General features: G+C 35.4%; 14 protein-coding genes. 7 read left to right on the top strand and 7 right to left on the bottom strand.

What is annotated here, in order from left to right:
- Positions 1–16 precede the first annotated feature (16 nt).
- The 3 genes from PXC01_RS16920 to egtD all read left to right on the top strand — a co-directional run bounded on the left by PXC01_RS16920 (position 17) and on the right by egtD (position 3,058).
- A complete protein-coding gene (locus PXC01_RS16920; protein WP_276473468.1) occupies positions 17–841 on the top strand; it encodes a thymidylate synthase in 825 nt (274 codons plus the stop codon).
- Between the two features lie 71 nt (positions 842–912).
- The gene (egtB, locus tag PXC01_RS16915; RefSeq protein WP_276473467.1) at positions 913–2,073 is read left to right on the top strand and encodes an ergothioneine biosynthesis protein EgtB; all 1,161 of its coding nucleotides are present in this window, start codon (positions 913–915) and stop codon (positions 2,071–2,073) included.
- A 16-nt stretch (positions 2,074–2,089) separates the two neighbouring features.
- Positions 2,090–3,058, top strand: a complete 969-nt coding sequence (gene egtD, locus PXC01_RS16910) for an L-histidine N(alpha)-methyltransferase (RefSeq protein WP_276473466.1) — start codon at positions 2,090–2,092, stop codon at positions 3,056–3,058.
- A 77-nt stretch (positions 3,059–3,135) separates the two neighbouring features.
- Here the strand turns inward: egtD and PXC01_RS16905 are convergent, their stop codons facing one another.
- Positions 3,136–3,432 carry an isoamylase early set domain-containing protein gene (locus PXC01_RS16905; RefSeq protein WP_276473465.1) on the bottom strand — a complete coding sequence of 99 codons (297 nt, stop codon included), beginning with the start codon at positions 3,430–3,432 and terminating at the stop codon, positions 3,136–3,138.
- A 152-nt stretch (positions 3,433–3,584) separates the two neighbouring features.
- Positions 3,585–4,667, bottom strand: a complete 1,083-nt coding sequence (locus tag PXC01_RS16900; RefSeq protein ID WP_276473464.1) for an aminotransferase class V-fold PLP-dependent enzyme — start codon at positions 4,665–4,667, stop codon at positions 3,585–3,587.
- A 54-nt stretch (positions 4,668–4,721) separates the two neighbouring features.
- Here PXC01_RS16900 and PXC01_RS16895 point away from each other — a divergent pair, with 54 nt between their 5' ends.
- On the top strand, positions 4,722–5,123 hold the full coding sequence (locus PXC01_RS16895) for a 2TM domain-containing protein (protein ID WP_276473463.1): 402 nt from the start codon (positions 4,722–4,724) through the stop codon (positions 5,121–5,123).
- 11 nt (positions 5,124–5,134) lie between these two features.
- Positions 5,135–5,635: a dihydrofolate reductase gene (locus PXC01_RS16890; RefSeq protein ID WP_276473568.1), complete on the top strand. Its 501-nt coding sequence runs from the start codon at positions 5,135–5,137 to the stop codon at positions 5,633–5,635.
- On the opposite strand, the gene murI is transcribed toward PXC01_RS16890, so the two are convergent.
- Both murI and pafA read right to left on the bottom strand, forming a co-directional pair.
- Positions 5,622–6,410 (bottom strand): glutamate racemase, encoded by a 789-nt coding sequence (murI, locus tag PXC01_RS16885; protein WP_276473462.1) that lies wholly within the window; start codon positions 6,408–6,410, stop codon positions 5,622–5,624. The genes PXC01_RS16890 and murI overlap by 14 nt on opposite strands.
- Before the next feature lies 1 nt (position 6,411).
- On the bottom strand, positions 6,412–8,085 hold the full coding sequence (gene pafA / locus PXC01_RS16880) for an alkaline phosphatase PafA (protein ID WP_276473461.1): 1,674 nt from the start codon (positions 8,083–8,085) through the stop codon (positions 6,412–6,414).
- 111 nt (positions 8,086–8,196) lie between these two features.
- Here pafA and PXC01_RS16875 point away from each other — a divergent pair, with 111 nt between their 5' ends.
- Both PXC01_RS16875 and PXC01_RS16870 read left to right on the top strand, forming a co-directional pair.
- Positions 8,197–8,934 (top strand): MlaE family ABC transporter permease, encoded by a 738-nt coding sequence (locus PXC01_RS16875; protein WP_276473460.1) that lies wholly within the window; start codon positions 8,197–8,199, stop codon positions 8,932–8,934.
- Positions 8,934–9,701 carry an ABC transporter ATP-binding protein gene (locus tag PXC01_RS16870; protein ID WP_276473459.1) on the top strand — a complete coding sequence of 256 codons (768 nt, stop codon included), beginning with the start codon at positions 8,934–8,936 and terminating at the stop codon, positions 9,699–9,701. Before PXC01_RS16875 ends, PXC01_RS16870 begins: the two co-directional genes overlap by 1 nt.
- Here PXC01_RS16870 and PXC01_RS16865 read toward each other — a convergent pair.
- From PXC01_RS16865 to PXC01_RS16855, 3 genes are read right to left on the bottom strand one after another with little or no spacing between them, the layout of a single operon-like run.
- Positions 9,698–11,167, bottom strand: coding sequence for a DUF389 domain-containing protein (locus PXC01_RS16865; protein ID WP_276473458.1), 1,470 nt, complete (start codon positions 11,165–11,167; stop codon positions 9,698–9,700). The genes PXC01_RS16870 and PXC01_RS16865 overlap by 4 nt on opposite strands.
- Before the next feature lie 2 nt (positions 11,168–11,169).
- Entirely contained in the window at positions 11,170–12,249 is a 1,080-nt protein-coding gene (locus PXC01_RS16860) for a mannose-1-phosphate guanylyltransferase (RefSeq protein ID WP_276473457.1), read from the bottom strand.
- A gap of 1 nt (position 12,250) precedes the next feature.
- Entirely contained in the window at positions 12,251–12,853 is a 603-nt protein-coding gene (locus PXC01_RS16855; RefSeq protein WP_276473456.1) for a SprT-like domain-containing protein, read from the bottom strand.
- Position 12,854 lies beyond the last annotated feature (1 nt).

The following is a 12,854-nucleotide window of genomic DNA, read 5'->3' as shown; positions in this document are numbered from 1 at the left end:
CAAGGAGCGCTATTTTATGAAACAATACCACGACTTACTTAATCACGTATTAGCTGAAGGAAACCAAAAAGGAGACCGTACAGGAACCGGAACCAAAAGTGTGTTCGGGTATCAAATGCGTTTTGACCTCAGCGAAGGTTTTCCTATGGTAACCACTAAAAAATTACATTTAAAATCTATAGTGCACGAGCTGCTGTGGTTTTTAAAAGGTGATACCAATATTAAATATCTACAGGAAAACGGCGTTCGTATCTGGAACGAATGGGCAGATGAAAACGGAGATTTAGGTCCGGTGTACGGTCATCAATGGCGTAATTGGAACGATGATGAGATTGATCAAATAAAAGAGGTTGTTCATTCCCTAAAAACGAATCCTAATAGCAGAAGGATGTTAGTTTCTGCCTGGAACCCTAGTGTTTTACCAGATACATCCAAGTCTTTTTCAGAGAACGTAGCTAACGGCAAAGCTGCTTTACCACCTTGCCATGCATTCTTTCAGTTTTATGTGGCAGACGGTAAATTATCTTGCCAATTATACCAACGTAGTGCAGATATCTTTTTAGGCGTACCTTTTAATATTGCATCTTATGCCTTGTTTACCATGATGATGGCACAGGTTTGCGGTTATGAAGCTGGCGATTTTATTCACACTTTCGGTGATGCCCATATTTATAATAATCATATGGAGCAAGTTGAGCTTCAATTAAGTAGGGAGCCTAGACCCTTACCTAAAATGAAAATAAACCCTAATGTGAAAGACATTTTCGATTTTAAATTCGAAGACTTTTCATTAGAGGATTATAATCCGCATCCTCATATTAAGGGGATAGTAGCTGTATAGTATCAATTTCTTAATTTATCAGGTTAAAACCGATTGAGCAATTTTATTTAACTTACAATAAAATTGTTCTCATGGTTAGTACTGATACGCTCATAGATTTCTTTTTGGAAACTAGGGAGCATACCGAGGTTATTTGCAAACCTCTTGAAATTGAAGATTATGTGGTACAACCTATCATAGACGTCTCTCCACCAAAATGGCACTTGGGCCATACTTCTTGGTTTTTTGAAGAATTTATTCTCAAAGTCTATGACGAATCCTATCAAATATTCGATGAAGATTTTTCTTTTGTTTTCAATAGCTATTATGAAACGGTTGGTAAGCGTGTAGTACGTGCAGACCGCGGTAATCTATCAAGACCATCTGTCAAAAAAGTTTATGAATACCGTACTTACGTAACCCAAGCAATGAACAGATTGCTAGATTCAAATAAAGACCAAAAGCTACTGGAAGTCCTTGAAATAGGAATTCATCACGAAAAACAACATCAAGAATTATTACTTACAGATATTAAATATATTCTTGGCAACAATCCGTTATTACCTAAATACTCCAACTCATTTAAAGAGCATACTATCGAGAAAGACACTCAAAGTTGGATACCTATGAACGAAGGCATTTATGAAATAGGCCACAATTCTACTGACTTTTGTTTTGATAATGAATTAGGAAGACACAAAGTATACCTACATGATTACGAAATATCTAACAAACTCGTAACAAATGCGGAATACATTGAATTCATAAATGCTAACGGGTACAAACGTTTTGACCTTTGGCATGCCGCCGGATGGGATTGGGTTCAGCAAAACCAAGTAAATGCGCCATTATACTGGCATAATATAGACGGAATATGGCATTATTACAGCCTTAACGGATTAACCGAAGTTGATTTACAAGCTCCCGTTACCCATATTTCTTATTTTGAAGCATTTGCCTTTGCGCAATTTAAAGGATGCCGTCTACCCACAGAATTTGAGTGGGAAGCTGCGCAAAACCTGTTTAATTGGGGACAACGTTGGGAATGGACGGAAAGTGCCTATCTCCCCTACCCGAATTACAAAAAAGTAGATGGAGCATTGGGTGAATATAACGGCAAATTTATGGTCAACCAAAAAGTACTTAGGGGAAGCTCCATAGCTACACCCAGCAACCACGCCAGACACACCTATCGAAATTTTTTCCCAACAGAATTAAAATGGCAGTTTACCGGAATAAGGTTAGCCAAATAATTACGACATATAGATTATGCAAGACACTAAATTAGTACCGGTTGCTTCAACTGAATTTGAAAAAGAAGTTTATACCGGCTTGACCGATTCCCCTAAACATCTTTCTTCAAAATATTTCTATGATAAAAAAGGCGATAAGCTTTTTCAAGATATTATGGCAATGCCTACTTATTACCTTACTGATTGTGAGTTTGAAATCCTGGAGAACAACAAAAAAGAAATTACCGAACTGTTTACAGGTTTTGGCTCTTTTGATTTAATAGAACTTGGCGCAGGAGATGGCAAAAAGACCAAAATTCTACTTAAGGAATTCAGTGACAAGAACATAGATTTCACGTATGTTCCTATTGATATTAGCGACAATGCCCTGAACCAACTTCATAACTCTATAGAAAATGAATTACCAAAAATAAAAGTTCAGCCTTTTCAAGGCACCTATTTTGAAGCGCTAAAGGAAATCAATAACCGAAAGAACAGAAAAATTATATTATTCCTAGGGTCCAATATTGGCAATCTGGAGCATGATCAAGCCGTTGGTTTTATGAAAAACATTCAAAAACTGATGCAACCTAACGATCTGCTATTTATGGGTTTTGACCAGAAAAAAAATCCGCAGACCATTTTAAACGCTTACAATGACCAAGAAGGTATAACCGCAGCGTTCAATAAAAACGTACTTGCAAGAATAAATTCTGAATTAGAAGCTAATTTTAATTTAGATGAATTTTTACATTGGGAAGTATATAACCCGGAAACGGGATCTGCCAAGAGTTATTTGGTCTCAAAAATTGAACAAACCGTAAGAATTGATAAACTTGACCTAACCGTAAATTTTAATCAATGGGAAACTATACATACAGAAATTTCGCAGAAATATGACGATGAAATAATAACGTGGTTAGCCAAAGAATCGGGATTACAAATGACTACCGAATACGAATCTCAAGAATACGGTTACAAAAACTGTGTTTTTAAAAAAACCTAAGAAATATACCGGAGAAATATAAAAAAGCCTGCTTTAAATTTAGCAGGCTTTTTTTTATATTAATCAAGACGGTTTTTCTACAATTCTAAAACTGCATTTTCTGAACCAGCGAAATCATTCCATTGGTAACGATCCGCTTCTGCATCGTTTACATATTCTCCATCAACAATATATTTAAATTCAAAAGTATTTTCTTTTGGAAGATCAAACGTTCCTTTAAATGAACCGTCCTTTTGTTTTTTTAATGCGCTTTTTTTAGCATTCCAATTGTTGAAATCGCCTACTACGGCTACTTTCTTTGCATCATCTGTAGGCACCGTAAAAGTGACCTTACATACTGGTTTCGTTTTCAAATATTTTTTCGCAATTGCCATGATATCAAATTTAATATTTAAGGCAAAACTAGCACAATAAAACACTCATTTACAATACTTAACGCATTTTTATCAAATCCTCAATTTTTCTACATTTTATAGTTACACAACGAAATTTTATCTTACGAATTTTCTTTATTACGAATAGCTATTTACCCATTTTTTAAAATGTTGACGATAGCATCTATCTCTGCTTCCGTATTATAAAAATGAAAACTTAAACGTACACCTTCACCACGTTGGGCACAAAATACATCATTATCCTTTAATTTTTGAAAAGTGGCTTCATCTGCTTTAATATTGAATATGGTACTGTGCTCTTTTCGCTGTACTATTCGCTCAGATAATAAACCCATTTTTTCAAATTCAGTTTTCGCTTTCTTGGATAATTTATGGTTGTGCGCCGTAATCTTGTCCATCCCTATTCTTTCGAAAAAATCTATCGAATACTTTAAACTACCAAATGTCAACGATGATAGATGACCAGGCTCAAACTTCTTTGCAAATCTTATGTTATTTTTTTTGTCATAATCTCCATCAGCAGCATTAAAACCAATGTTATTAATGGAAAAACAGTTCTTAACTTGATCAGAAAACAGCATAAATCCGTTACCATAACCAGCCAATAACCATTTATAGGCACTTGCCCCCAAAACATCAATACCGGAATTTTCAAAATCAAAATTAGCACTGCCACAAAATTGAGTACCATCGACAATGATAATCAAATCAGGGTTTTCCTTTTTCAATTTTTTCAAGAATTCTAGGTCTATGGCAAAACCGTCCATCCATTGTACCAGGCTTAGTGCAAGAACATCTATATGCCCACCGACAACCGCTTCATTTATACGTTCTTCTAAGTCAACCGCCATAGATACGTAAGAAACATCAAAGCCTCTATTTTCAAAACTCCAATTTAGTGAAGGGTAATCATCATTGACAAGTAATACCCTTTTATTCGCATCCAAACCTTCTAACAAAATATTTAGACCAGATGAAAAGTTGGTGACCAACGCCACATTATCACGTTTACAATTGAAGAATTTACCAATAGCAGAACGCGTTTCCGATATCACTTTTAATGATCGTTCACGCATATCGCTTCCATCGATCAAAAAATCCAAATCATGCTCTTGTCGCCAATCTAACAATGAATCATATAATAAACCATATACTGCGGTATTCGCATAAATACCTTTTCGTAAAACTGGGAATTCCTTTCTAATTTTTTCCATTGATCATAGGGTAAACTACATTTGCTGTATCTTTATGCCAAAGATAGGAAGAGTATGTTTTCTAGAAATAAAAATACCTCCAAATTAGATTTAGAACAGCATGAGCTGTTAGAGAATGCTCAAAAAAGAGTGAAGCAAAAAAAACGTTTATACACCCATTTTGTAGTATTCTTAGTGGGTAGCGTTTTCTTGGTTCTCATCAATAAAATATTAAAGTACGGACAAGAATACAATTGGTTCGTTTGGGCCATTACGTTTTGGGGATTTTTATTTGTGTTGCATATTTTTAATGTTTTTGTAACCAACAAATTCATGGGTAATGATTGGGAACGTTCTCAACGTGAGCGATTGGTAGAAAAACAAAAGAAACGTATAGCAGAACTGGAAAAAGAAATTGAACAAGAATTAAAATTGCCCACGGCAATTGAGTCCGAACCTAAAAACAAATTACTTTGAGAACATTAATAATGATTGCTGCAGCAGCAGAAAATAATGAATTAGGTAAAGACAACGATTTACTTTGGCATTTGCCAGATGATTTTAAAAGGTTCAAAAAATTAACCTCTGGACACAAAATAATAATGGGTAGAAAAACTTATGAGAGTTTTCCAAAGCCGTTACCAAATAGAACCCACATTATTATAACACGAGATAAAAAGTACACCGTAGATTATGATGAGTGTATTGTTGTTCATTCCCTAAATGAAGCTATAGATCTGGTTGACAATGAAATTGCATTTATAATAGGTGGTGGAGAGATATATAAGTTAGGCGAAAAAGAGTCTGACAAAATTGAACTTACCAGAGTGCATGGCACTTTTGAAGACGCCGATACTTTTTTCCCGGAAATAGATGAAAATTATTGGATGCTGACGCAGCAGGAATTTCATCCAACAGATGAAAAACACGAGTTATCTTTTACCTATTTAACGTACGTAAAAAGAGAGAATGCCCTTAAAAATCTTTAAAAAAGACCGAGTATTCAACTTTTGAAGTACTTAATATTGATGCAAGCACATGTTCGTCTCCATTAGTAAAAAATTGATGCCTTCCCAACAATTTACTACCGGTCAATAGACCATTATGCGTTAACACTGATTTTGTTTGTCTTGCAACCGCTTGCCCAGAATCTATAATAGTAACATTTTCTGGCAGCATTTTTTTCAACATAGGGATAAGATATGGGTAGTGTGTACAACCTAATACAAGATAGTCCATTCCCTTTTCTAGCATAGGCTTAATATAACTTTCCAATAATCTATATAAATCTTTGCTTTCCAAATTACCGTTTTCGATCATTTCTACCAGACCGGTACCTCGCTGCTCTAATACGGTAATACCCTCTGTATGATTCTTTGATGTACTATGGAACAAACTGCTTGACAAGGTCCCCTTTGTTGCCAGCACCCCAATAATTTTAGACTTGGTATTTATGGCAGCTGGCTTAATTGCCGGTTCTATTCCTATAAAAGGAACCTCATAATTTGCCCTTAAATACTCAATTGCATTTGTTGTTGCCGTATTACAGGCAACAACAATTAGTTTACAATTACGAGCTAACAAGTATTCGGTATTCTTTATGCTTAGATCCAATATTTGTTCTGGCGGTTTATCACCATAGGGCGCATTTTTACTATCCGCTAAATAAATACATTGCTCAAAAGGTAAAAGCTCTTGAATTTCACCCCAAATAGAGGTACCGCCAATACCAGAATCAAAAATACCTATACGCCTATCATCCATATTATTTTAGCACCTCTATTATTGGTTTTCCCGTTGTACCATTTGGAAACGATATGCCCAATAGCGCAGAAATGGTTGGCGCAATATCAGGAATTTCGGTCCTGTTTACCGTAGCGCCAGACTTTACGCCCTTACCGTAAAATAACAACGGTGCATGCGTATCATATATCTGGGGCGAGCCATGTGTAGAACCGGTAGTTCCATAGAAAATAAAACCGGGCTTTAAAACCACCAATACATCACCAGATCTCTTTTGGTTATAACCGTTCTGTAAAATATAAGGAATGCCGTATGTATAGTTGTTGCTCCACATTTGAGATGCCGTATACACCCTATCAATAGCATCATACCCTAAAACCTCTTGAGCTATTTCAATTTGTACGTCCTCTAAACTAAGATCTAAATTTTTTACAATTTTATGATCTAAAAATATTTGATCATTAGAATAGTTTTTAATTATATCTTCCGTACCATATTTATACTGTAAAAACTCGCTCAACCTTTTCTTGTTTTCAGCTGCGTTTACATATCCGGAAGGGATTTTTTCACTTTTCAAATACGTTGGCACTTCAACGGCACCGTGATCTGCAGTTAAAAACAACGTGTACTCACCTTCACCTACTTGTTTATCCAATGCTTTGAACAATCGTGCAAGATCCGCATCTAACCTTAAATATGTATCTTGAATCTCTTTTGAGTTTACACCGAACATATGCCCCACATAATCGGTACTAGAAAAACTTACTGCAAGAAAATCCGTTACATCATCTTTACCTAAATCTTCTTGCTTTAATGCTTCTATGGCAAAATCTGCCGTTAGGGAATTTCCATAAGGCGTTGCTTTGATAATGTCAAAACTCTTGCTCTTATCTAAAAGTTCTGCCGGATTGTGTGGAAATGAAGTCGATGTTTCCCCTTCAAATTTGCCTTCAAACAAATTATTATCTATTCCACTTTCTTTATACTCCCTAATGTCTTTTAATGTATTCCATACTTTCTTGTATGATTGGGCAGTACCAGATGAATTAAAATCGTTCACCCATTTTGGCAATTGCGCCATATAATAGGAACTAGTAATCCATTTACCCTCATCTGCCCCATGAAACCAGTACGCGGCGTTGGCGGTATGCCCGCCCGGCAGCACGGCTCCCCTATCCTTTAATGCTATTGCAATGGTCTTGCCCTTCATTTGGCTATTTAAACGTACCTCATCGGTTATAGTAGTTACCCCCATTCTATGTGGTGACATTTTTCCCGCATCTGCTGTTGTACCCACGGAAGTATAGGTATCATCACTTGCACAATACACACTGGCATCAATCTCCTTATCGTACCAATTGTTTCCTATAATACCATGCACAGCAGGTGTTGTACCCGTATACACTGACGTATGACCCGGCCCTGTACTGGTAGGAGCGTAATTAAAATGGTTGTTCTTGCAATTAAAACCTTGTTCTACAAGTCTCTTAAATCCATCATTACCAAAATGATCATAAAAGCGGGTTAAATAGTCATATCTCATTTGATCTACTACTATGCCTACGACCAATTTAGGTTTTACCCTTAAAATATCGTCATTGCTATTTTCCTTATTTTTCTTTTGAGCGCTTAAAACGCTAACAAACAACATCGTGCTTACTAGCAAAGAAGCAACAAAATAATTTTTCATTTTCATTGAGATAGGATTGTAGCACAAATGTAAATAATTTACACCTTTAAAGATTAAACCGAGGTTAAATCAAGTCCTTTATTGTTATTTTTACGGTAAGAATTTTATTTTTAATAAATGAACTATTTAGCATCTGTAGGAAGCTATGCAATTATGATCCGTGAGGTTTTTAAAAAACCGACCAAATGGAGAATAATGAAGTCACTTATATTCAAGGAAATAGATGAGTTGATTTTTAGCTCGTTAGGTATTATTATTTTTATTTCCTTTTTTATCGGTGCCGTTGTGGCCATACAAACAGCACTTAACCTTACCAACCCCTTAATTCCAAGAGACCTCATTGGTTTTGCAACCCGCCAATCCGTTATTTTAGAGTTTGCACCAACGTTCGTATCTATTATTATGGCCGGTAAAGTAGGTTCTTATATTACATCTAGTATAGGAACTATGCGTGTTACAGAGCAAATAGATGCCTTAGAGGTAATGGGCGTTAACTCATTGAACTATCTAGTTTTTCCGAAAATTATTGCCATGTTATTTTACCCATTTGCCATAGCTATATCTATGTATGTGGGAATTTTTGGTGGATGGATGGCCGGTGTCTTTGGCGGATTTCTAACTAGCGAAAATTTTATAACCGGTTTACAATCAGACTTTGTTCCTTTCCATATAGCATATGCCTTTGTAAAAACATTAATTTTTGCATTTGTCATTGCAACGATACCTTCGTTTCATGGCTTTTACATGAAAGGTGGTGCTTTAGAAGTTGGTAAGGCCAGTACAACTTCATTTGTTTGGACGAGTGTTGTTATCATCATACTTAATTATATTTTAACCCAACTTTTACTAGGCTAATGATAGAGGTGCGAGACATACACAAATCTTTTGGTAATGCCCATATTCTTAAAGGTATAACCACCACCTTTGAAAAAGGCAAAACCAATTTGGTAATTGGTCAAAGTGGATCGGGAAAAACCGTTTTTCTAAAATGTCTTTTAGGTCTTTTTGTACCAGAAGAAGGTGGTATTGCCTATGACGGCAAATTATATTCTGAACATACGGATGACGAAAAACGCGATTTACGACAAGAAATGGGTATGGTATTCCAAGGTAGTGCCCTTTTTGATAGTATGACTGTTGAAGGCAATGTAATGTTTCCTTTAGAAATGTTTACCAAACAGTCTAAATCTGAAATGAAGCATCGTGTAGATGCGGTATTAAAAAGAGTTAATTTGATCGATGCGCATCATAAGTTTCCTTCTGAGATTTCCGGTGGTATGCAGAAACGTGTAGCCATTGCGAGAGCTATTGTAATGAATCCAAAATATTTATTTTGCGATGAACCTAATTCTGGCTTAGACCCAAAAACGGCAATTCTTATTGATGACCTTATCAAAGAAATTACCGAAGAATATAACATTACCACGGTCATTAACACTCATGACATGAACTCGGTTATGCAAATTGGCGAGAAAATTATTTTTCTTAAAGACGGACTTTTAGAGTGGGAAGGCACCAAGAACGAAATCTTCAAAACAGACAACGAGGCCGTTACCAACTTTGTATACTCTTCTGACCTATTTAAGAAAGTACGCCAAATGTATATACAAGAACAAAACTAGTCTTTGGGCATTTCTTTTAATTGAATATTCTTGTTATTTAAACGCAGTCTCAACCACTCTTGCAGTTTGGCCATATCCTTTACGGTTTCGGCTCTTTTAGCTTCTTTTTTCCAAGTTACTTCAAACAAAGGTATACTATCGGTCTTGGTAAAATCTGTTGAAATCAAATAAGCATACCCTATACGATCCAAGTTTTCATAATTGGTCTTAGCCTCAAGACTAATCTCTTTAAAAGGAATTTGATTTGATGAAATTTGGTTTAAGCGCATCAACTCATTTTCCAACAACTGAATTTTTTCATCTTTACTGGTCAATATACTTTTCTGAGATTCATATAACTCATTTACGTATTTTAGCTCATTTGCCTCATCACTTCTTGACCCTTGAACTACGGCAAGCTCCGTACCGTTAAGTTGCTTATAATCTGCCATCTGCGTACGCCAAGTAGCAATTACATTTTCTGGTATACCTTCATTGCCCATAAAGAACAATTCAATTTTAGAATTACCATCATCATTATAAACTACCTCACTAAAATCTCTTAGAAATTTACCTTCTCCGGTAAATTGATAAGGTTCTATTTTTTCTGTAATAAATGACTCTGCATCTCTATTGAACAATGATTTTTTAAATACATTATAAAATGTAAAACCTGCAGGTATCATCACTAAAACAGCCAATAAAGAAGCAAGCCTAGCTATTAATTTTCTCCGTTGTGAATTTACATAACGCACCATGGGGAATTTCAAGAGCTTTATCACCAAGAAGGTTGCCAAGGCTATAAATATGGTATTGATTATAAACAGATACATTGCCCCTGTAGCATACTCAAAATTACCGATCGCCAAACCAAAACCTACGGTACATAAAGGCGGCATTAATGCGGTAGCAATTGCAACACCAAAAATTACACTGGCTATAGTACCTTTTTTAGCACGGGCTATCACCAATGCCAAACCACCAAAAAATGCGATTAGAACATCTCTAATATCTGGCTCGGTTCTTGCCAAAAGCTCTGAAGATTCATCCCTAAGCGGAAAAAAACGATAAAATAAATATGCGGTAATGACACTTAGAACTACCATTACCGCAAAATTCTTTAATGATCTTTTTAAGGTGTCTATATCATTGATCGCCACTGACATTCCTATACCTAAAATAGGTCCCATTAGCGGTGATATTAACATGGCACCAATTACTACGGCAGTAGAATTGGCATTAAGACCAATAGATGCTATAAATATTGAACAAATCAGAATCCAAGAAGTATGCCCCTTAAAAGGGATATCAGCAATAATAGCTTCTTTTGTTGCCTGCTGATCTGTATTGGTTCTAATATCCAATAACTCAGAAAGAAACTTTTTTACACTACCTAAAAGACCTTGAAAATCTTTTTTTACTTCTTCACTACCACCACCTTCATTACTAGTAGGGGTAATATTATCTTGATTAAGATTGTTCTCCATATTTAAGCGAATTCATCACCAAAGGTATCTTTCACCTTGTTTAAAACTTGTTTGATATCCTGTTCTTTTGTTTTAGGATAAATCAAAAGTACTTCATCTTTATCAACTATGATATAATCATTTAATCCATCTACAACAACCACCTTACCTGCTTTGGACCTTATCATGTTACCACTTGCATCTTGCGACAATACTTTTGCATTGACTACGGCATTTTTGTCATCATCTTTATCAAGCTTATCATATAAAGAACCCCAGGTACCTAAATCGTTCCAATCAAAAGTAGCTTCTTTAACATAGATAGCTTTTGAGTTTTCCAAGATTGCGTAATCAATAGAAATATTTTCAGCCTTTGGATAGTTCTCGGAGATGAATTTCTTTTCATCATCTGTATTATAACACACTAAACCATCTCTGAACAATGCATATTGTTTAGGTTGAAAATTTTGAAATGCATTGACTATAGTTTTTGCGCTCCACATAAAAATTCCTGCATTCCACAAAAAGTTACCTTGGGCAAGAAAATCTTTTGCAGTTTCATAATCCGGTTTTTCTCTAAACTGATTTACTTTTTTTATTGCTGCAGTATCAGATTTATTAGACTCTATATACCCAAAACCTGTATTAGGAAAAGAGGGCTTAATACCTAATGTACATAAAACATCTTCAGTTTCGCATTTTTTAAAACATGCCGTAACATCTTTTGCAAAGGCATCTTCATCTTCGATCCAATGATCACTTGGCGCTACGATCATAACTGCATCTTCATTCATTTTCTGAATTTTTAAGGCAGCATACAAAATACAAGGTGCCGTATTTCTCATAGCAGGCTCAAGAACTACCTGTTCTTGTTTTACCATGGGCAATTGCTCTAAAACAAGATCATTATAACGTTCATTGGTTAGTATTAAAATATTCTCGGTAGGTACAAATTTATTTAACCTTTGAAATGTTTTCTGGATAAGGGTATCTCCTGTACCTAACATATCATGAAATTGTTTCGGGTTTTCACTTGTACTTATTGGCCAGAATCTTGATCCTACTCCTCCTGCCATTAAAACGGCATAATAATTTTTGTTCATGTCAGCTTTTTATTAATTCTACTTCAGCATTGGGTTGAAATAAAAACATCCTTCCTGTAGATATTTCTATACACTCATAACGCTTGGTTCGTTTATTTCCTTTTTTAAATAATTTTCCGTTATAGATACGAAAAACGCATCCTATCGGTAATTCGTAAACGTAAGTTTTTTCCGATTGTTGTTCATCAAATTGTTTTAAAGCTATAGATAGTTGAGCGTCAGTACTACTGCTTGCCTTCGGATTCTTAAAATGCCTGGCCAATAACGGTAGTAGCTGCGATGGAAAAATCTCCGGCCTTATAAATGGAATCATTAGATGCTGAAATGTTTTTTTCCATTCCACCCCGTGCGGCTTAATAGCGCGACCATATTTTTCAAAGGCAATTAAATGCGCAATTTCATGAATCAAAGTTATTAAGAACCTATACTTGTTTAAAGAAGCATTTACCGTAATCTGATGATTGCCGTCTTTTCTTCTTCTATAATCTCCATGTCTGGTTACACGTTCATTAACAATCTTTAAATGCACCTGAGTATCTTTAATTAGCTCAAAACAAGGACTAACCGCTAACTCTGGAAGATATTTTGCTAATGTTTGCTGCATT

Source organism: Maribacter huludaoensis (assembly GCF_029350945.1).
Lineage (GTDB): Bacteria > Bacteroidota > Bacteroidia > Flavobacteriales > Flavobacteriaceae > Maribacter > Maribacter huludaoensis.
The sequence above is the reverse complement of the archived record's forward strand: the minus strand, read 5'-3'. Positions and strand labels throughout refer to the sequence as shown.

Excerpts from the sequence above, each read along its gene's own strand:
- PXC01_RS16920 (WP_276473468.1), top strand. The coding sequence starts at position 17 with ATGAAACAATACCACGACTTACTTAATCACGTATTAGCTGAAGGAAAC.
- egtB (WP_276473467.1), top strand. The coding sequence starts at position 913 with ATGGTTAGTACTGATACGCTCATAGATTTCTTTTTGGAAACTAGGGAG.
- egtD (WP_276473466.1), top strand. The coding sequence starts at position 2,090 with ATGCAAGACACTAAATTAGTACCGGTTGCTTCAACTGAATTTGAAAAA.
- PXC01_RS16905 (WP_276473465.1), bottom strand. The coding sequence starts at position 3,432 with ATGGCAATTGCGAAAAAATATTTGAAAACGAAACCAGTATGTAAGGTC.
- PXC01_RS16900 (WP_276473464.1), bottom strand. The coding sequence starts at position 4,667 with ATGGAAAAAATTAGAAAGGAATTCCCAGTTTTACGAAAAGGTATTTAT.
- PXC01_RS16895 (WP_276473463.1), top strand. The coding sequence starts at position 4,722 with ATGTTTTCTAGAAATAAAAATACCTCCAAATTAGATTTAGAACAGCAT.
- PXC01_RS16890 (WP_276473568.1), top strand. The coding sequence starts at position 5,135 with ATGATTGCTGCAGCAGCAGAAAATAATGAATTAGGTAAAGACAACGAT.
- murI (WP_276473462.1), bottom strand. The coding sequence starts at position 6,410 with ATGGATGATAGGCGTATAGGTATTTTTGATTCTGGTATTGGCGGTACC.
- pafA (WP_276473461.1), bottom strand. The coding sequence starts at position 8,085 with ATGAAAATGAAAAATTATTTTGTTGCTTCTTTGCTAGTAAGCACGATG.
- PXC01_RS16875 (WP_276473460.1), top strand. The coding sequence starts at position 8,197 with ATGAACTATTTAGCATCTGTAGGAAGCTATGCAATTATGATCCGTGAG.
- PXC01_RS16870 (WP_276473459.1), top strand. The coding sequence starts at position 8,934 with ATGATAGAGGTGCGAGACATACACAAATCTTTTGGTAATGCCCATATT.
- PXC01_RS16865 (WP_276473458.1), bottom strand. The coding sequence starts at position 11,167 with ATGGAGAACAATCTTAATCAAGATAATATTACCCCTACTAGTAATGAA.
- PXC01_RS16860 (WP_276473457.1), bottom strand. The coding sequence starts at position 12,249 with ATGAACAAAAATTATTATGCCGTTTTAATGGCAGGAGGAGTAGGATCA.
- PXC01_RS16855 (WP_276473456.1), bottom strand. The coding sequence starts at position 12,853 with ATGCAGCAAACATTAGCAAAATATCTTCCAGAGTTAGCGGTTAGTCCT.